Annotated in this window: 17 protein-coding genes; 10 read left to right on the forward strand and 7 right to left on the reverse strand. The window is 68.0% G+C overall.

Features of this window, described 5'->3' with window-relative positions; genetic code table 11:
* The first annotated feature begins 198 nt into the window (after positions 1-198).
* Positions 199-1,734, forward strand: a complete 1,536-nt coding sequence (locus tag ACK4JY_RS03945) for an alpha/beta hydrolase (RefSeq protein WP_409603025.1) — start codon at positions 199-201, stop codon at positions 1,732-1,734.
* A gap of 135 nt (positions 1,735-1,869) precedes the next feature.
* Here the strand turns inward: ACK4JY_RS03945 and ACK4JY_RS03950 are convergent, their stop codons facing one another.
* Entirely contained in the window at positions 1,870-2,619 is a 750-nt protein-coding gene (locus ACK4JY_RS03950; protein WP_409603027.1) for a hypothetical protein, read from the reverse strand.
* An 82-nt stretch (positions 2,620-2,701) separates the two neighbouring features.
* Between ACK4JY_RS03950 and ACK4JY_RS03955 the strand changes: the two genes are divergently transcribed.
* Positions 2,702-3,304: a TIGR00730 family Rossman fold protein gene (locus tag ACK4JY_RS03955; protein WP_409603029.1), complete on the forward strand. Its 603-nt coding sequence runs from the start codon at positions 2,702-2,704 to the stop codon at positions 3,302-3,304.
* A 125-nt stretch (positions 3,305-3,429) separates the two neighbouring features.
* Positions 3,430-3,720 carry a CC_3452 family protein gene (locus ACK4JY_RS03960; RefSeq protein ID WP_409603031.1) on the forward strand — a complete coding sequence of 97 codons (291 nt, stop codon included), beginning with the start codon at positions 3,430-3,432 and terminating at the stop codon, positions 3,718-3,720.
* An 86-nt stretch (positions 3,721-3,806) separates the two neighbouring features.
* Here ACK4JY_RS03960 and gltX read toward each other — a convergent pair whose 3' ends face one another.
* The 4 genes from gltX to ACK4JY_RS03980 all read right to left on the reverse strand — a co-directional run bounded on the left by gltX (position 3,807) and on the right by ACK4JY_RS03980 (position 7,091).
* Positions 3,807-5,141 (reverse strand): glutamate--tRNA ligase, encoded by a 1,335-nt coding sequence (gene gltX, locus ACK4JY_RS03965; RefSeq protein WP_409603033.1) that lies wholly within the window; start codon positions 5,139-5,141, stop codon positions 3,807-3,809.
* 52 nt (positions 5,142-5,193) lie between these two features.
* Positions 5,194-6,045 carry an alpha/beta hydrolase gene (locus ACK4JY_RS03970; RefSeq protein WP_409603035.1) on the reverse strand — a complete coding sequence of 284 codons (852 nt, stop codon included), beginning with the start codon at positions 6,043-6,045 and terminating at the stop codon, positions 5,194-5,196.
* Positions 6,046-6,055: 10 nt separating this feature from the next.
* Positions 6,056-6,484: an RNA polymerase-binding protein DksA gene (dksA, locus tag ACK4JY_RS03975; protein ID WP_409603036.1), complete on the reverse strand. Its 429-nt coding sequence runs from the start codon at positions 6,482-6,484 to the stop codon at positions 6,056-6,058.
* 181 nt (positions 6,485-6,665) lie between these two features.
* Positions 6,666-7,091, reverse strand: a complete 426-nt coding sequence (locus tag ACK4JY_RS03980) for a flagellar assembly protein FliX (RefSeq protein ID WP_409603038.1) — start codon at positions 7,089-7,091, stop codon at positions 6,666-6,668.
* 182 nt (positions 7,092-7,273) lie between these two features.
* Between ACK4JY_RS03980 and ACK4JY_RS03985 the strand changes: the two genes are divergently transcribed.
* From ACK4JY_RS03985 to uvrA, 4 genes are all read left to right on the forward strand, one after another.
* Positions 7,274-8,377 (forward strand): flagellar basal body P-ring protein FlgI, encoded by a 1,104-nt coding sequence (locus ACK4JY_RS03985; protein WP_409603039.1) that lies wholly within the window; start codon positions 7,274-7,276, stop codon positions 8,375-8,377.
* Positions 8,378-8,680 (forward strand): rod-binding protein, encoded by a 303-nt coding sequence (locus ACK4JY_RS03990; protein ID WP_409603041.1) that lies wholly within the window; start codon positions 8,378-8,380, stop codon positions 8,678-8,680.
* Positions 8,677-9,120, forward strand: a complete 444-nt coding sequence (locus tag ACK4JY_RS03995) for a flagellar basal-body protein FlbY (protein ID WP_409603043.1) — start codon at positions 8,677-8,679, stop codon at positions 9,118-9,120. The genes ACK4JY_RS03990 and ACK4JY_RS03995 overlap by 4 nt, the downstream gene beginning before the upstream one ends.
* A 641-nt stretch (positions 9,121-9,761) precedes the next feature.
* Entirely contained in the window at positions 9,762-12,698 is a 2,937-nt protein-coding gene (uvrA, locus tag ACK4JY_RS04000) for an excinuclease ABC subunit UvrA (RefSeq protein WP_409603045.1), read from the forward strand.
* On the opposite strand, the gene ACK4JY_RS04005 is transcribed toward uvrA, so the two are convergent.
* Positions 12,699-13,535: a hypothetical protein gene (locus ACK4JY_RS04005; RefSeq protein WP_409603047.1), complete on the reverse strand. Its 837-nt coding sequence runs from the start codon at positions 13,533-13,535 to the stop codon at positions 12,699-12,701. It abuts the gene before it with no gap.
* 129 nt (positions 13,536-13,664) lie between these two features.
* On the opposite strand from ACK4JY_RS04005, the gene trmFO reads away from it, so the two are divergent.
* The 3 genes from trmFO (at position 13,665) to ACK4JY_RS04020 (ending at position 16,212) form a co-directional block, all read left to right on the forward strand.
* Positions 13,665-15,056, forward strand: a complete 1,392-nt coding sequence (trmFO, locus tag ACK4JY_RS04010) for a methylenetetrahydrofolate--tRNA-(uracil(54)-C(5))-methyltransferase (FADH(2)-oxidizing) TrmFO (RefSeq protein WP_409603049.1) — start codon at positions 13,665-13,667, stop codon at positions 15,054-15,056.
* Positions 15,053-15,244: a hypothetical protein gene (locus ACK4JY_RS04015; protein ID WP_409603050.1), complete on the forward strand. Its 192-nt coding sequence runs from the start codon at positions 15,053-15,055 to the stop codon at positions 15,242-15,244. The genes trmFO and ACK4JY_RS04015 overlap by 4 nt, the downstream gene beginning before the upstream one ends.
* 80 nt (positions 15,245-15,324) lie before the next feature.
* Positions 15,325-16,212, forward strand: coding sequence for an oxygenase MpaB family protein (locus ACK4JY_RS04020; protein WP_409603052.1), 888 nt, complete (start codon positions 15,325-15,327; stop codon positions 16,210-16,212).
* On the opposite strand, the gene ACK4JY_RS04025 is transcribed toward ACK4JY_RS04020, so the two are convergent.
* On the reverse strand, positions 16,209-17,417 hold the full coding sequence (locus tag ACK4JY_RS04025) for an acyl-CoA dehydrogenase family protein (protein ID WP_409603054.1): 1,209 nt from the start codon (positions 17,415-17,417) through the stop codon (positions 16,209-16,211). The genes ACK4JY_RS04020 and ACK4JY_RS04025 overlap by 4 nt on opposite strands.
* Positions 17,418-17,544 lie beyond the last annotated feature (127 nt).

Consider the following 17,544-nt stretch of genomic DNA (forward strand, 5'->3'; position numbering starts at 1 on the left):
GAGCCACTCCGGTCCTGGTTTCCCATGATTCATGGTCGTCAGACTCAGTGACCCGCTGCTGTGAGCGCGTGGTCATGTCGGGCCTTGTCGTGGGCTTCCGTTGGTTCTCCGGCATGGAGCGAGCCGGACCTTACCGAAGCTTCACTTGAGGCCGGGCCAAACCCCCACCTAGGCTTTCCGAACAATCGGAGCGTCTTCATGGCCCGCAGCACGATCGCCGCCCTCGCCTTCCTTCTGGCTTTCAGTTCCCCCGTGCTGGCGCAGCAGTCGCCCCGCGTCGAAGTCGAAACGGACGAGCCCACCGGCCCCGGACGCCTCCTTCTCTTCGCCGAACGCGTCGAGGATCCCGAGGCGGCGGCGCCGACATCGGTTAGCGCCGACCCCTTCTTCAAGAAGAACAATTTCGTCGCGGCGCGCGAGATCGCCGGGATCCAGCCCGGCGTCAGGATCGGTCTCGACGGCGACGACGGCGCCTATCCGGCGTCGATGAACGACCTGGCCCCGGGGCACTATTGGGTGCAGACCGTCCTCGATCGCGACCATGACTACGCCTACCGTGGGCGGCCGGACGGGGGCGATCTTGTTTCGCCGGTAGCGAGGATCGCCCTGCCCCTGACGGGACCAACGCCCATCCTCGCGCTGTCCGAAACCATCGTTGACTACCCTCTGTGGGAAACGGCGCGGGGGCCGATGTTCAGCGCCGAGGACCGGGCGATCGTCGAGGCGCGCATCAAGCCGTTCGAATTCGTCAGCCCGGCGCTCAGCGCCTTCCAGGGACGACCGGTGACCATGCGGGGCCTGGTCATCACGCCCGAGGGCTACGACGCCGGCAAGGATACCTATCCGGTGGTCTATTTCACCCACGGGTTCACCGCCGGAATGACGTCGCTGAGCGACTCCGCCGTCGGCATACTCACCGCGACCCATGCCGGCCGCCTGCCGCCGATGATCTGGGTCATGCTGGACCAGAGCAGTCCCTTCGGCACGCATGAGTTCGCCGACAGCGTCAACAACGGCCCGTGGGCGACGGCGCTGATACGCGAGCTGATCCCGGACCTTGAAAGCCGCTACCGCGTGGACCCGGCGCCGGCGAGCCGCTTCCTTATGGGGCACTCCTCCGGCGGCTGGGCGATGCTCTGGCTGCAGCTCAACTATCCGGACCGGTTCGGCGGCGCCTGGATCAGTTCTCCGGATATCACCGACTTCACGGATTTCGAGGGCGTCGACATCACCCGGCCCGACTCGCGCATCATCTCGCCGATGGGTCGAATGGAAGCGGTCCTCGGTGCATATGGCGGGCAGGCCTCGTCGTTCGAGGCCGTCTTCTCACCGCGCGGCGACGATGGTCGGCCGATGCCACTCTATGACCGGATCACGGGGGAGATCGACCCGGACGTGGCGCGGCACTGGAGAGAGAACTGGGATGTTTCGCAGATCGTACGTAGCCGATGGCCGGCGCAGCACCGCGATCTCGACGGCAAACTGCACGTCTGGGTCGGCGCGAACGACGAGTTCGGCCTTGAACGATCCACACGCCATCTTGAGGCCGCGGTGAAAGCCGCCGGCGGACAGGCCGATTTCACCTTCGCCCCGGGCAAGGGGCATTTCGATCTCTATTCCGAAGGTACGGAGCGCCAGGCTCTCCACCGGGTCATGGCCTGGCAAATGTGGCGTAGGGCGCGGCCGGACTCGCCGCTGGTTGACCCGGGCCCGATGCCGGCGGCGAGGCCCTGACGGACCTCCAGCAGGGCCTCAAGAAAAAAAGCCCGACGCGAGCGCCGGGCTGAAGTCATTCGGTGATGGTGGGTGTCCTCGACAAGGAAGACGCTCTCTCGTTCGACTGAATTGGTGAACGGTCCGTTAACCCTGTCAGGGCGCCGGCGTGGCCGGCAGCCAGGTGGATTGCCGGGCGCCCTGCGGGCCGGACCAGCGAACCCGCCACCCTGCTCCCGCCTGTTCGACCGTAAGGCCTGGGGCCGGCGCCGCCTCGCCTGGCCAGACGAAGGCACGACCGGCGACCCGGATCTCGTCGGGGCCGTCATAGGGCGGCAGCATGATGCTCCAGCGGCCCGAGGCGTCGGGAAGAACCTCCACAGTCTCGCCGCCGCTTTGCACCTCCACCCGGGCCGTACCCGAAGCGACCCGGCCAGACGCCAGTCGCATGCCTTCGTCGCTGTCGATCGCGCCCAACGACGGCGCGGCGTCGAGCCGGCGCGTCGACGCTCCCGGACGAAGGATGGCGACCGGCCCCTGTCCTCCGGCCAGGATCAGCAACTGGTCCGGCGACGGCGCGGCCTCCTGGCCGATCTGGGCTTCGGGACGCAGCAGCAGGTGACGCGGCGGAGCCGGAAGGCGAATCTCGAAACGGCCGCGGGCGTCGGCGGAGGCGGCGAAGGCCGCGCCTTCATCGCTGCGCAGGACGACGCGACCTTCCGGCTCCGCGACCCCGGTCACGATGAGTGTGGAACCCGAGCGTTCGACCCGGGCGATGACGGGCGGACGGGTCCAGCCGACGGCGGTTTGCGCGCCGGCCCGGGCCGGATCGGGCGGCGAGGGAGAACAGGCCGCCGCCGCGGCTGTGAGCAGGACCGCGGTCATCGACAACATCGCCCGTTTCATACTGTCTCTCCGACCGTTAGGAGTGTCGACCCAGATAGCGCGCCGCCCTGCCCGCTGTCTTTCGCTGTCTTCACGAGGCCCCATGTCTTCGCCCGTCACCATCCAGCCGTTCGACGGCAAGTCGGTCTGCCTGTTCTGCGGCTCGTCCGAGACGGTTCATCCGGACTATCTGGAAGCGGCCCGCGCGTTCGGCGAACAGACAGCCCAGGCCGGCTGGCGGCTGGTCTATGGCGGGGGCGGGGTCGGTTTGATGGGCGCGTCCGCGCGGGCGGCGCACGGGGCCGGTGGCCGGGTTCTGGGGGTGATGCCGGGCTTTCTGCGCAGCCGCGAGCGTCTGTTTGACGAGGTCGAGACCCTGGTCGTGCCGTCGATGCACGAGCGCAAGACCATCATGTACGACCAGTCCGACGCCTTCGTGGTCGCCCCGGGCGGCGTCGGCACCCTGGAGGAAGCCATCGAGGTGCTGTCGTGGAAGCGGCTGGACCTGCACGCCAAGCCGGTGATCTTTCTGAATCTGAACGGTTTCTGGAACGCGCTTCTGGCTGTCATGGAGCACAGCGTCGAGGAAGGGATGACCCCGGCGACGTTCCGCGAGGCATGGGTCGTCTGCGACACAGTGGCCGAGGCGATCGAGGCGATGCGAGCGGCGGACGATCTGCCTCACTTGCAACATGATCGCCGATAAGTAATCAGTGATCAGTCGGTGAGAAATGTGCGTCTCTTTTGAAAACGCGTATTGACAGTTTCGTTTGTAAACTGACACTGGCGTCGCCGGCGGATGTCCGCCTGACTTTTCTCGGAGACCTCCCCATGCGTGCTCTGCTTTTCGCCGCGGCCATGCTCGTCGCCGCCCCGGCCTTCGCCCAAGCCCCCGTTTCCAGCGCCGTTCTGGCCGACGCCTCCAAGGCGCCCGCCAGCCGCACCATCATCGACAGCGCGACCTGGCGCTGCGAGGGCGCCAACTGCACCGCCACCGGCGGCACGAGCCAGCCCGCCTCGCGCGCCTGCCGCCGGGTCGTGGCCCGGTTCGGCCCGGTCACCGCCTTCAGCTACAAGGGCGTCGACCTGAACGCGGAACAGATCGCCGCCTGCAACGCCTGATCCACGGCGTCGCCAAGGCACAAAGGCCAAGGGCCGCTCCTTCGGGGCGGCCCTTTTCCGTATGAGCGTCGTGGGACAGCGTGGGCTCAGGCGGTCTCGCCGGACAGGCGGCGGACGATGCGCTCGCGGCCGATCAACGGCACGAGGGTGGCCATATCCGGTCCGTGTTCCTGACCGGTCAGGATGTGCCGCAGGGGTTTGAACAGGGCCTTGCCCTTGGCGCCGGTCCGTTCCTTGACGGCATTGGTCCAGACCGACCAGGCGTCGGCCTCGATCGTTGCGGGCAGAACCTCAAGCGCCGCGGCGGCGAAGGCGGAATCCTCGATCACCGGGGTGATCGGGCCGCTGATGATCCGTTCCAGATCAACAACATCGGCGAATTTATCAAGGTTGGCCCGCAGGGCGTTCCAGACTGTTTCCCCGGGATCCCGGCCCAGCGCCGCGAGCCTCGGCCGGGCGGTCGCATAGTCCATCACATGCAGGGCCTGGGCGTTCAGCCGGTCGAGGTCGGCGGTGTCGTATCGCGCCGGCGAGCGGCCCATTTTCGAGAAGGCGAAGCTCTCACCAAGGGCGGCGATCGAAGGCGCGACCTCAAGCGGGTCGGAGGTGCCGATGCGGCCCAGATGGCTGGTGATGGCGATCGGCTCATAGCCCTGGTCGCGCATGTCCGCGATCGACAGCGAGCCGAGCCGTTTCGACAGGGCCTGGCCGTCGGCGCCGACAAGCAGCGGCATGTGGGCGAAGGCCGGAACCGGCCCGCCCAGGGCCTCGAATATCTCGATCTGGGCGCCGGTGTTGGTGACGTGGTCCTCGCCGCGGATCACGTGGGTGATGGCCATGTCGATGTCGTCGACCACGGACGGCAGGGTGTAGAGGAACAGGCCGTCCTCGCGGATCAGCACCGGGTCTGACATGGAGGCGGTGTCGACCTCGGCGTGACCGCGCGACAGATCCTCCCAGGCGACGCGCTTGCCGTCCAGCTTGAAGCGCCAATGCGGCTTGCGGCCCTCGGCCTCGAAGGCGGCCTTCTCGGCGTCGGTCAGGTTCAGCGCGGCGCGGTCGTAGATCGGCGGCAGGCCGCGCGACAGCTGAACCTTGCGGCGTCGGTCAAGCTCTTCGGAGGTGTCGTAGCAGGGATAGAGCCGCCCGGCGGCCTTGAGCCGCGATGCGGCCTCCTCATAGCGATCGAACCGCTTCGACTGGTTGTGGCGTTCGTCCCAGACCAGACCCAGCCAGGTCAGGTCATCCTCGATGCCCTGTTCGAACTCGGGCGTCGAGCGGGCCAGGTCGGTGTCGTCGATGCGCAGAACGAAGCTGCCGCCCTGCCCCTTGGCGAACATCCAGTTCACCAGGGCGGTGCGGACGTTGCCGACGTGCAGCTTACCCGTCGGCGACGGGGCGAAACGAACCTTGACGGACATGCAGGGACCTTGAATCGAGAGGGGCGACAGGTCGCCCTCCCGGGCGGTCAAGTCAAGGCGCGGGCTCGGGCGGCGGGTCGAACAGCCAGTTCAGGCCCCGTCGGTAGGCGTCGGTCGCGTTGGCGGCGTGCGTGCCGCCTTCCACCCGCTCGCTTCGCAGGCGCCACGGGCGCTCCGGCCGCGCCTGCCAGACCGAAAGCCAATCGGCCGCCTCGGCCTGGAGGTCGGGGCGGTCGCGCGTGCCGCTGACGACCATGAGGCCGAGATCGCGCCGACGGGCCGGCGCGGCGGGCTCCAGCAGGGACTCGATCCCGGGCGTGATCGAGGGATTGCTGGCGATGCGGCCCCAGAACAGGTCGGGATCGGTCACCGCCGAATACAGCACGAAGGCTCCGCCGCGGGACTGGCCGAACAGGACCCGTCGCGACAGGTCGGAGCGATAGCGCCGCTCGATGTCGGGGATCAGTTCGGTCTTGAGGAAACGCTGGAAAGCCCCGGCCCCGGCCTGCTGGTCGGCGACGCCCGCGCCCGGTGCTTGGAAGTCGATGTTGCGCCGGTTGGTCGCCGGGCCGAATCCGCCGTAGGCGATGCCCACGACAATGGCCTCGGGGAGGCCGTCGTCATAGGTGAGGAACAGGTGATTGGCCGCGAGAATGGGAAACAGGCTGTCGCCGTCCGTCAGATAGACCGTCGGCCAGACCGTGGCGGCGGCGGGGTCGTAACCCTCGGGCAGCCGCACATAGATGTGGAAGGCGCGACCGACCTCACGCGACTCCACGCGGAAATAGTCGCCGGTCAGCGCGGGCAGATGGTTCAGCGGGACGACGTCAGCGGGACGAGCCGGCGCGACGGCGCACCCCGCCAGCAGGGTCAGGGCGACGAAGGCCGGAGCCAGACGCCTCACGCCAGACGCCTCAGTCGTCGCGGTGGACGCGTTCGCGGCGCTCGTGCCGCTCCTGGGCCTCGACCGAGAGGGTCGCGGTCGGACGGGCCTCGAGCCGGCCGAGGCTGATCGGTTCGCCGGTTTCCTCGCAATAGCCGTAGGAGCCATCCTCAATGCGGCGCAGCGCCTCGTCGATCTTGGAGATCAGCTTGCGCTGTCGGTCGCGCGTCCGCAGCTCCAGCGCGCGGTCGGATTCCGACGACGCGCGGTCGACGAGATCCGGATGATTCTCCGTCTCCGCCTTCAGGTTGACCACCGTCCCCTTGGACTCGCGAAGAATTTCGTCCTTCCAGGCCAGAAGCTTGGCCTTGAAGTAGGCCAGTTGCCGCTCACTCATGAACGGCTCGTCCTCAGACGGCCGATAGGCGTTCGGCTCAATCACAGACGCCAATGCGTTCATCGCACTCACGCTTTCAACAACGCCCCCCTGTGGCGCTGTGCTGCGTATAGGGATGGCGAAGAGTCGCGGCAACAACGCTCGCGTGAGCGTGACCCCTCCATTGACCTGTAGAGGGGCGAGCGTGACATTTCTTCATCACCCACCGATCGCTGATCCCGCTTTCGCGAAATATTTCACCGGCTTATGTTGCGGTGCGGCGAATATCCGCCTTGGCGAGCTCGACGGCCGCTCGCAGATCGATCTGGCCCAGCAGGCTGTTCAGAGCCGGGTTCGCGTCAACCGGGCATTCCTCGCGCAGGCTGCGGCTCAATCGGTCTAAAGCGCCCTCGCCCGCCTCGCCCGCCAGCAGGGCCAGCTTCAGTTCGTCCAGCCGGTCCAGCAAGCCGCCGCCGCGACGGATGGCGCGTCGGCGTCGCTCCGTGGCGTCGTCGACCCCCTGCAGGGCCATCAGGGCGGAGACGCCGGCAACGCCGGACACACCGCCGGAGGCGGCGGCGGCCCCGGCCGGGGCCGACGCGGCGGTCGAGGGCACGGAGAAGCCGCCCGAGGCCCTTGCGGGACGGGCGCCCGACGAGGAGGACGGGCCGGAGGGACCGGTGACCTTCATGGATAGCGACTCCAAGACATGCCCGACCATCGCGGCGCCAGGTCACCGTTTGGTTAACGGCCCGGCAGTTTCTGCCGGATCATTTGCATCCGCCTGATAGCCAACCGTTGATTCCTCATGGGATTTTGTTTGGCACGGCGCTGGCATCACTGGCGGCACAACAGTTCGCGGACCCCGTACCGATGCAGAAACTGCTCGCCTCCCTCCTGACCGCCGCCGCTCTGGCCGGATTCGCCCTCCCGGCGGCCGCCCAGTCGCGCATCAAGGACATCGCCGCCATCGAGGGCGTCCGGACCAACCAGTTGGTCGGCTACGGACTGGTGGTCGGGCTGAACGGCAGCGGCGACAGCCTGCGCAACTGCCCCTTCACCCGCCAGTCGCTGGAGGGCATGACGGAACGGCTCGGCGTCAACATTCGCGGCTCCAACGCCAACTCCAAGAATATGGCGGCCATCATGGTCACCGCCGAACTGCCGCCCTTCTCCACACCGGGCTCGCGCATCGACGTCAGCGTCTCGTCGATGTGCGACGCCAAGAGCCTGCTGGGGGGGACCCTGCTCGTCACCAGCCTGCAGGGCGCCGACGGCGAGGTCTATGCGGTCGCCCAAGGCTCGATCCAGACCGGGGCGGTCTCGGCCTCGGGCGGCTCGGGCTCGTCAGTGACGCGCGGCGTGCCGACGGCGGGCCGTATCGCCTCGGGCGCCACGGTCGAGCGCGAGACCGGCTTCCATCTGGCCAATATGAACGAGGTGCGGCTGACGCTGCGCAATCCGGATTTCACCACGGCGCAGCGGGTCGCCGCCGCCATCAACCAGGTCTATCCGAACGCCGCCCTGGCCGAGAACGGCACGGTCATCGCCCTGCGGGCGCCGGGTCAGATGGGCATGGCCGGCTTCCTCAGCCGGGTCGAGAACCTGCCGGTCACGGTCGACTCCCCGGCCAAGGTGATCATCGACGAGGTCAATGGCGTCATCGTCATGGGCGACGCGGTGCGGGTCTCAACCGTCGCCATCGCCCAGGGCAATCTGACCGTCTCGATCCAGGAAACGCCGCTGGTCAGCCAGCCGGAACCCTTCGGCCGCGGCGAGACCGTGGTCGTGCCGCAGACCGACGTCACCGTCGAGGAGGAGCTGGGCCGCGAGATGCGCATCGTCGGCGGCGGCGCCTCCCTGTCCGACCTCGTCAACGGCCTGAACGCCCTCGGCGTCAGCCCGCGCGACATGATCAGCATCCTGCAGGCCATCAAGGCGGCGGGGGCGCTGCAGGCCGATATTGAGGTGATGTGAATGAACCCCCTGTCCCTCAACACCGCCCCGACCCAGGCACCCGTCGCCGCGCAGAAGCCCGTCGTCACAGACCGCATGCGCGAGACAGCGGAGAATTTCGAGGTCTCCTTCCTCTCCCAGATGCTGAAGCCGATGTTCGAAGGGCTGTCGACCGACGGCCCGTTCGGAGGCGGCGAGGCCGAGAGCACCTGGCGCAGCTTCATGATCGAGGCCATGGCCAAACAGACCGTGAAGGCCGGGGGCATCGGCCTGGCGGACACGGTCGTCGCGGAGATGTTGAAAATGCAGGAGCAGGGCCAGTGACCGGAACCGCCGAACTCAACGCCACCGCCCGCGTCCGTCAGTTGATCGACCTGACCGAGCGGCTGACCGCAAGCCTGGGGGCCGAGGCGAAGGCCTTCGAGGCGCATCGACCGCAGGACGCGGCCGCCACCCTCGCGGGCACCCAGGACCTGGCCAACACCTACCGTCGCGAGTCGGCCCAGGTGAAGGCCAACCCGAGCGTACTGGCGGCGGCGCCGGCCGCCGAGCGCGCCGCGCTGATCCGCGTCACTGAAGCCTTCGAGGTCATACTGGCCCGGCACTCCCACGCCATCGAGGCGGCGCGGATTATCTCCGAGGGCCTGGTCCAGACCATCGCGGCGGAGGTGACGGCGCAGCGGGGCAGTCCGTCGGCCTATGGCGCGAGCGGTCGCGCGAACGTCGGCGATGCCCGGGCTGTGGCATTCAACCGCACCGCATAGGTTTGCGTCGCCCAGACGCCGAGACCCCCGCCGACTCGCCGCGTCTTGCCGGAGCCGTTGCGGCCGACGACGCCCGTGCGCTCACGTCCAAGGGCGCGGCTCAGGTCGGAAAATAGTGCGTGGCCGTCAGGCGTCCGGCCCGCGACGCGATCGGGCGTCACGAATGCGGATGGGGACAGGCTTCGGACGAGGCTGGGTGAGGACATGGACAAACGCGAGCAGCGAGGCGGAAAGGGCGAAACCAATTCCCAGTGCGCTGATCATGTTCGTCGGGCCTCCGGTTAACTCACGCGAAGGCGACAGAATGGGAGGCATGACCGGGTTTCGCAAGCCTTTTCGCCCGGGAGGCGCTCTGACGAAACCGTGACCCGGCCGGCGATTCGGCGAGGCTGCGACGCCGCGGCGGCTGGTTCCGGCCATCTGAGGTAGAGGTATCTGCGGGCGATGGCGGCGCGGCCACCGCAGCATGACGCGCCGTCCGAACACGCCCTGCTGCCATCTGCTGTCAGCAGTCCGCCGGCGAGCGTCGATGTTCACACATTGTTCTTGCTGATTTCGCCGAATTGATCCCCATATAGCGTCGTCGCGCCGGACCTTAGCGGGCCCCATGGCGTTCCCGGATTCCCCAGTCTTCAGGCCTCATGACCGAAAAGCACAATTTCATCCGCGTGCGCGGCGCCCGCGAGCATAACCTCAAGGGCGTCGACCTCGACATCCCGCGCGAGCAGCTGGTGGTGATGACCGGCCTGTCGGGCTCAGGCAAAAGCTCGCTGGCGTTCGACACCATCTATGCCGAAGGCCAGCGCCGCTATGTCGAGAGCCTGAGCGCCTACGCCCGCCAGTTCCTCGAGCTGATGGGCAAGCCCGACGTCGACCTGATCGAGGGCCTGTCGCCGGCCATTTCGATCGAGCAGAAGACCACGTCGAAGAACCCCCGCTCGACCGTCGGCACGGTGACCGAGATCCACGACTATATGCGCCTGCTCTGGGCGCGGGTCGGCGTGCCCTATTCGCCGGCGACGGGTCTGCCGATCGAGAGCCAGACCATCTCCATGATGGTCGACAAGCTGACGGCCCTGCCCGAGGGCGAGCGGCTGATGCTGCTGGCTCCCGTCGTGCGCGGCCGCAAGGGCGAATACCGCAAGGAGATGGCCGAGTGGCAGCGCTCGGGCTTCCAGCGACTGAAGATCGACGGCGAATATTACGCCATCGAGGACGCCCCGACGCTGGACAAGAAGTTCAAGCACGACATCGACATCGTCGTGGACCGGATCGTCACCAAGGCGGGTCTCGAGAGCCGGTACGCCGACAGTCTGCAGACGGCGCTCGGCCTCGCCGACGGCATCGCCGTGGCCGAATGGGCCAATGTCGCCGAGGGCGAGAAGGAGCCGCGCCGGCTGACATTCTCGGAGAAATTCGCCTGCCCCGTTTCCGGCTTCACCATCAGCGAGATCGAGCCGCGGCTGTTCTCGTTCAACAATCCGTTCGGCGCCTGTCCAACCTGCGATGGCCTTGGCGTCAAGCTGGCCTTCGACGCCGATCTGGTCATTCCGGACCGCGACAAGACCCTGCACAAGGGGGCGGTGGCCCCATGGTCGCGCGGCCCCTCCCCGCTCTACACCCAGACACTGCAGTCGCTGAGCCAGCACTACGGCTTCTCGATGGACAAGGCGTGGCGCGAGCTGCCGGAGCAGGCGCAGCGGGTGATCCTGCACGGCACCGGCGCCGAGAAGATCAAATTCCGCTACGACGACAACGCCCGCACCTATGAGGTGTCCAAGGCCTTCGAGGGGGTTCTGCCCAACCTCGAGCGGCGCTGGCGCGAGACCGACTCCTCATGGGTGCGCGAGGAGCTGGGCCGCTTCCAGTCCGAGACCCCGTGCGAGGCCTGCGGCGGCAAGCGGCTGAAGCCCGAAGCCCTGGCGGTGAAGATCGCCGGCGAGGACATCGCCACCGTCTCGTGGCTGTCGATCAAACACGCCCATGAGTGGTTCACGGCCCTCGACGGCAAGCTGACCGACAAGCAGATGGAAATCGGCCGCCGGGTGCTGAAGGAAATCACCGACCGGCTGCGCTTCCTCAACAATGTCGGGCTCGACTATCTGAGCCTCTCGCGGGCCTCGGGCACCCTGTCCGGCGGCGAGAGCCAGCGCATCCGCCTGGCCTCCCAGATCGGCTCGGGCCTTACCGGCGTGCTCTATGTGCTCGACGAACCCTCCATCGGCCTGCACCAGCGCGACAACTCGCGTCTGCTGGAAAGCCTGCGCGGCCTGCGCGACCTCGGCAATTCCGTGCTGGTCGTCGAGCATGACGAGGAGGCGATCCTGACCGCCGACTATGTCATCGACATGGGCCCGGCCGCCGGCGTCCACGGCGGCGAGGTCTGCGCCCAGGGCACGCCCGCCGAGCTGATGGCCAATCCGAACTCCCTGACGGCCAAATACCTGACCGGCGAGCGCGAGATCGAACTGCCGCCCGAAGGCCGCCGTCCGGTCGACCGCAAGAAGATGCTGAGGATCAGCGGCGCCACCGGCAATAATTTGAAGTCGGTGACCGGCGAAATCCCGGCCGGCCTGTTCACCTGCGTCACCGGCGTGTCCGGCGGCGGCAAGTCGACCTTCACCATCGAGACCCTGTACAAGGCCGCGGCCCGCCGGCTGCACAACGCCTCCGACGCCCCCGCCCCCTTCGATCGCATCGAGGGGCTGGAGATGTTCGACAAGGTCATCGACATCGACCAGTCGCCCATCGGCCGCACCCCGCGCTCGAACCCGGCCACCTATACCGGCGCCTTCGGTCCGATCCGCGACTGGTATGCGGGGCTGCCGGAGTCCAAGGCCCGCGGCTACGGGCCCGGCCGGTTCTCGTTCAATGTGAAGGGCGGGCGCTGCGAGGCCTGTCAGGGCGACGGCCTGATCAAGATCGAGATGCATTTCCTGCCCGACGTCTACGTCACCTGCGACGTCTGCAAGGGCAAGCGCTACAACCGAGAGACACTGGAAATCGTCTTCAAGGGCAAGTCGATCAGCGACGTCCTCGACATGACCGTCGAAGAGGCCGCCAGCTTCTTCAAGGCCGTGCCCTCGATCCGCGACAAGATGCTGACCCTGAACCGCGTCGGCCTCGGCTACGTCAAGGTCGGGCAGTCCGCCACCACCCTGTCCGGCGGCGAGGCGCAGCGCGTCAAGCTGTCGAAAGAGCTGTCGAAACGCGCCACCGGCAAGACCCTCTACATCCTCGACGAGCCGACCACGGGCCTGCATTTCGAGGATACGCGCAAGCTGCTGGAGGTGCTGCAGGAGCTGGTGGAGAGCGGCAACACCATCGTCGTGATCGAGCACAATCTGGACGTCATCAAGGTGGCCGACTGGCTGCTGGACTTCGGTCCGGAGGGCGGTGATGGCGGCGGCGAGATCGTCGCAGTCGGCACCCCCGAACAGGTCGCCGCCAATCCGAAGAGCTGGACCGGCAAATACCTCAAGGAGGTCCTGGACCGGCACGAGACCCGCCGCAAGGCGCGGGTGGCGGCGCTGGGATCGCCGGTCGAAAAGCCGGCGCGGGCGAAGAAGCGGGCCTGATCAGCCCTTTACCAACTTGCCTTCCGGCAGATCGCGGCTGATCGCGGCGAACGGCGCCCAGGTGATCGTGGTGACCAGGGCCATGCCAAGAGGGATCAGCAGCAGCATCAACAGCGCGCCAACAGCCGCGCCGGGAGACGCAGCCCCCGCAGGGGCGGTCAGCACAGACTGCATTGGCCAGCCGACTATAATCAGCAGCAGCACCACCACCAACGCCAAGGTGATGACGATGATCGTCATCCCAAGCAGCGGCCAGAAGAGCCGCCCAGACGCAGTCCAGCCCTCGCGAAAGGCGAACCTGCGTTTCAGGAATGTCAGGGGCGCAATCAGGGACAGGCGTACCGCGAGGGCCACAAGCCCCGCGGTGAGCAACAGGGAAAGGCCTGTCGCGACGAGCGGGCCCGCCGCACCCATCGCCGCCCTGACCAGCCATTCCCCACCGAAATTGGCGCTGGCGGACAAGAGGCCGGTGAGCACGCCCACGACCAGCACCCGACCCTCGTCCCGACCCAGACGCAGCGAACCGAGCGCCTTCTCTTCGGGGCGTAGTACGACGCGATAAACGGCGGCCGACAACAGGCCCTGCAGCACCAGCAGGACTGGAATGAAGGCCAGCGTCGCCCGTTGCAGGCCAGCGGCCGCCTCTGGCGACAATCGCGCCGCATCGCCGCCCGTGGCCCCGATTTCCTCGATCCACGGGCCTACCAACGGCACCAGCAACAGTATCATTGCGATCAGGCCCACCAGCCAGACACCCGCCCACAGCAAAACCGCGCCGGGTCGGCTCCGGGTCACCCGGAAACCTTCAAAGGCCGCCTCTGTCGCCGATGTGCTCACGCCGCTCTCCGCCGGGCAAAGACCGCCCCAAGCACGCACCTATAGGTCCGGCCAGGGCGACTCACCAGCCCTGTGGGGACGCGTCACTTAGGCGCTGACGAACGTGATCCTTACCGATAGAAGCCGCTCATGACGCACTCCCCCTCCCCCGTCCATGTCATCGGCGGCGGCCTCGCTGGTTCCGAGGCCGCCTGGCAGATCGCCAGCGCCGGCGTGCCCGTCATCCTGCACGAGATGCGCGGCGTGCCCGGGGTCAAGACCGACGCCCACCATACCGACGGCCTGGCCGAGCTGGTCTGCTCGAACTCGTTCCGGTCGGATGACTGGGAGTACAACGCCGTCGGCCTGCTGCACGCCGAGATGCGGGCGCTGGATTCGATCATCATGGCCTGCGGCGACGTCAACCAGGTGCCGGCCGGCGGCGCGCTGGCCGTAGATCGCGAGGGCTTTTCGCAGGCGGTGACGGCGAAGCTGGAGGCGCATCCGCTGGTCACCGTCGTTCGAGAGGAGATCGCCGGCCTGCCGCCGGAAGAGTGGCAGAATGTCATCGTCGCCACCGGGCCGTTGACCTCGCCGGCGCTGGCCGAGGCGATCCTGAAGACCACGGGCGAGGAGAGCCTGAGCTTCTTCGACGCCATCGCGCCGATCGTGCATGCCGACTCGATCGACTTCGACATCGCCTGGCGACAGTCGCGCTATGACAAGGAGGGCCCGGGCGGAGACGCCGCCGCCTACGTCAACTGCCCGATGGACAAGGCCCAGTACGAAGCCTTCATAGACGCCCTGCTGAACGGGCCGAAGGCCGAGTTCAAGGAGTGGGAGAACGTCCCCTATTTCGACGGCTGCCTGCCGATCGAGGTGATGGCCGAGCGGGGCCGCGAGACCCTGCGTCACGGGCCGATGAAGCCGGTCGGCCTGACCAATCCGCGCGACCCGCACGTCAAGGCCCATGCCATCGTCCAGCTGCGGCAGGACAATGCGCTGGGGACGCTGTTCAACATGGTCGGCTTCCAGACCAAGCTGAAGCACGGGGCCCAGGCCGAAATCTTCCGCATGATACCGGGGCTGCACGAGGCGCAGTTCGCGCGGCTGGGCGGGCTGCATCGCAACACCTTCCTCAACTCGCCCAGGCTGCTGGACCGGCAGTTGCGGCTGAAGGCCATGCCGCGGCTGCGCTTCGCCGGTCAGGTGACGGGCGTCGAGGGCTATGTCGAGAGCGCCGCCATGGGCCTGCTGACCGGGCGGCTGGCGGCGGCCCAGGCGCTGGGCCGCGACCTCGCCCCGCCGCCGCCGGAGACGGCCATGGGGGCGCTGGTCGAGCACATCACTGGCGGGCATCTGGAAGGCTCGAAATTTCAGCCGATGAATATCAATTACGGCCTGCTGCCGCCGTTGGAGGCGCCAAAGGTCGACGCCGAGGGCCGGAAGATTCCGCCCAAGGATCGCGGGCGGGCCAAGAAGCGGCTGATGAGCCTGCGGGCCATCGAGGCGCTGAAGGCCTGGCGGGACGCGCACCCATGACGGAGCTGGACCGACTGAAGGATCGCCGGGTGACGCTGATCCACCGGCTGGACCTGATCGGCCGGGGCGCGACGCTGACCTATGAGGACGGGACGCCTGTCGACATGGCGTCGGAGCGGGCGCGACTGGAGGCGGAGGTGAGCCAGCTGGACCGCCGCATCGAGACGCTGGAGCGCACGCTCAACTGAGCCCGCGGCCTGCGGCGTCGGCGCCCGGCAGCTGCGGCGGTGGTCGTGGTATGACCCGATTTCACCGCCAGAAGGTAAGCATGCCCCCCTCGCCCTTCGACCCCGTTCGCGCCGGCATTCGCCAGCGGATCAGCGACGTTTTCAACGACGCCGAAAAGGGCGAGCGGCCGGTGTTGCGGCGGGCCGACGCGCTGTTCGCGCCGGACTCCGTGGCTTGGAAGGTCAATGGCGACGTGGTCACCATGATGATCGGCGGCGTCTCGGGTCTGTTGCTGCAGATGCTGCATCCGGCGGTGCTGGCGGGGGTGTGGGACCATTCCGACTTTCGTGCCGACATGCACGGGCGGTTGCGGCGGACGGCGAAATTCATTGCCGTCACCACCTATGACCACGCCGAGGCGGGACAGGCCGTGATCGACAAGGTCAACCGGATCCACAGCAAGCTGGGCGGAGTCCTGCCGGATGGGACGCCCTATCGGGTGACCGATCCGGAGCTGCTGGCCTGGGTGCATGTGACCGAGACGATCAGCTTCCTCGACGCCTGGATCCGCTATGCCGAGCCGCGCATGCCGCGGGCGGAGCAGGACGCCTATTTCGCCGAGATGGCGCGGGTCGGCGAGGCGCTCGGGGCCGATCCCCTGCCCCGCGACCGGGCGGCGGCCGAGGCGCTGATCCAGAGTTACCGGCCGCGGCTGAAGGCCGACGGCCGGACGCGCGAAGTGGCGGAGATGGTGATGCGCCAGCGGGTCGGATCGCCCGCCGTCGACGCTGCGGCGGGGGTCATCATGCAGGCCGGGCTGGATCTGATGCCGGCGTGGGCGCGGCGGATGCACGCCCTGCCGCCGGGCCTGCCGACGCCGTTGGTGCGTGGCGGGGCGCTGTCGACGGCACGGCTGCTGCGCTGGGCGTTCCGCGGATCGCCGAACCGGGGCGTACACGCAAAGGAGGTGACCGCCTTCCCGCGCTAGCCCCCGCGGCCGCCGTGTTTGGCGTATTCGAGGCGGGCGATGGTGCGGTTGTGGACCTCGTCCGGACCGTCGGCGATGCGCAGGGTGCGGACCATGGCGTACATCTCGGCCAGCGGGGTGTCACCCGAGACGCCGGCGCCGCCGTAGGCCTGGATGGCGTCGTCGATGATCTGCAGCGCCATGCGCGGGGCCGCGACCTTGATCTGGGCGATCTCGGACTTGGCGTTTTTCGCGCCGGCCTCGTCCATCATCCAGGCGGCCTTGAGCACCAGCAGGCGGCACATTTCGATATTGGTGCGGGCCTCGCCGATGCGCTGCTCCCAGACCGAGTGTTCGGCCAGGGCCTTGCGGAAGGCGGTGCGGCTGAGCAGGCGGGCGGTCATCAGCTCGAGCGCCCGCTCGGCCATGCCGATGACGCGCATGCAGTGATGGATGCGGCCCGGCCCGAGGCGGCCCTGGGCGATCTCGAAGCCGCGCCCCTCGCCGGCGATCAGGTTCTCGACCGGGACGCGGACGTTCTCCAGCACGACCTCGGCGTGGCCGATCGGACGTTCGTCATAGCCGAAGACGGAGAGCATCCGCTCGACGCGGAAGCCGGGCGTGTCGACAGGGACGATGATTTGCGACTGCTGGGTGTGGACCGAGGCGTCGGGGTCGGTCTTGCCCATGACGATGGTCACGGCGACGTTGGGGTGGCCCATGTTGGTCGACCACCATTTGCGGCCGTTGATCACATAGTGGTCGCCGTCGCGCTCGATCCGGGTCTGGATGTTGGTGGCGTCGGACGAGGCGACCTCCGGCTCGGTCATCAGGAAGGCGGAGCGGATCTCGCCGGCCATCAGCGGCTTGAGCCATTTCGCCTGCTGGTCGGCGTTCCCGTACATATGGAGGACTTCCATATTGCCGGTGTCGGGGGCGTTGCAGTTGAACACCTCGGCCGACCAGAGATGACGACCCATCAGCTCGGCCAGCGGCGCGTATTCGAGATTGGTCAGGCCGGCGCCGTGCTCGCCGGGCAGGAACATGTTCCACAGGCCGGCCTCGCGGGCCTCGGCCTTCAGCGCCTCCATCGCCGGCGGCTGGCGGGTGTGGTCCTCGCGGACCTGGGCCCAATAGTCGGCCGAGCGCGGCAGGACCTTGTCGTCCATGAAGCGGCGCAGGCGCTCCTGCCAGTGCAGGGCCTTGTCGCTGGGGCGGAAGTCCATGGGGAACCTGTCGGTTTCTCCCTCCCCCTCCGGGGGAGGGTGGCCGCGAAGCGGCCGGGTGGGCGGGGCCGGGCGAGCCGGGCGCCGGCGCCTGCTTCGCCGAGCCCTCCCCACCCCGTCGGCGCTA

Origin of the sequence: Brevundimonas sp. (assembly GCF_046295595.1) — a bacterium.
Lineage (GTDB): Bacteria > Pseudomonadota > Alphaproteobacteria > Caulobacterales > Caulobacteraceae > Brevundimonas.

Excerpts from the sequence above, each read along its gene's own strand:
- trmFO (WP_409603049.1), top strand. The coding sequence starts at position 13,665 with ATGACGCACTCCCCCTCCCCCGTCCATGTCATCGGCGGCGGCCTCGCT.
- ACK4JY_RS04020 (WP_409603052.1), top strand. The coding sequence starts at position 15,325 with ATGCCCCCCTCGCCCTTCGACCCCGTTCGCGCCGGCATTCGCCAGCGG.
- ACK4JY_RS03945 (WP_409603025.1), top strand. The coding sequence starts at position 199 with ATGGCCCGCAGCACGATCGCCGCCCTCGCCTTCCTTCTGGCTTTCAGT.
- ACK4JY_RS03960 (WP_409603031.1), top strand. The coding sequence starts at position 3,430 with ATGCGTGCTCTGCTTTTCGCCGCGGCCATGCTCGTCGCCGCCCCGGCC.
- uvrA (WP_409603045.1), top strand. The coding sequence starts at position 9,762 with ATGACCGAAAAGCACAATTTCATCCGCGTGCGCGGCGCCCGCGAGCAT.
- dksA (WP_409603036.1), bottom strand. The coding sequence starts at position 6,484 with ATGAACGCATTGGCGTCTGTGATTGAGCCGAACGCCTATCGGCCGTCT.
- ACK4JY_RS04025 (WP_409603054.1), bottom strand. The coding sequence starts at position 17,417 with ATGGACTTCCGCCCCAGCGACAAGGCCCTGCACTGGCAGGAGCGCCTG.
- ACK4JY_RS04015 (WP_409603050.1), top strand. The coding sequence starts at position 15,053 with ATGACGGAGCTGGACCGACTGAAGGATCGCCGGGTGACGCTGATCCAC.
- ACK4JY_RS03990 (WP_409603041.1), top strand. The coding sequence starts at position 8,378 with ATGAACCCCCTGTCCCTCAACACCGCCCCGACCCAGGCACCCGTCGCC.
- ACK4JY_RS03980 (WP_409603038.1), bottom strand. The coding sequence starts at position 7,091 with ATGAAGGTCACCGGTCCCTCCGGCCCGTCCTCCTCGTCGGGCGCCCGT.
- ACK4JY_RS03955 (WP_409603029.1), top strand. The coding sequence starts at position 2,702 with ATGTCTTCGCCCGTCACCATCCAGCCGTTCGACGGCAAGTCGGTCTGC.
- ACK4JY_RS03950 (WP_409603027.1), bottom strand. The coding sequence starts at position 2,619 with ATGAAACGGGCGATGTTGTCGATGACCGCGGTCCTGCTCACAGCCGCG.
- gltX (WP_409603033.1), bottom strand. The coding sequence starts at position 5,141 with ATGTCCGTCAAGGTTCGTTTCGCCCCGTCGCCGACGGGTAAGCTGCAC.
- ACK4JY_RS03985 (WP_409603039.1), top strand. The coding sequence starts at position 7,274 with ATGCAGAAACTGCTCGCCTCCCTCCTGACCGCCGCCGCTCTGGCCGGA.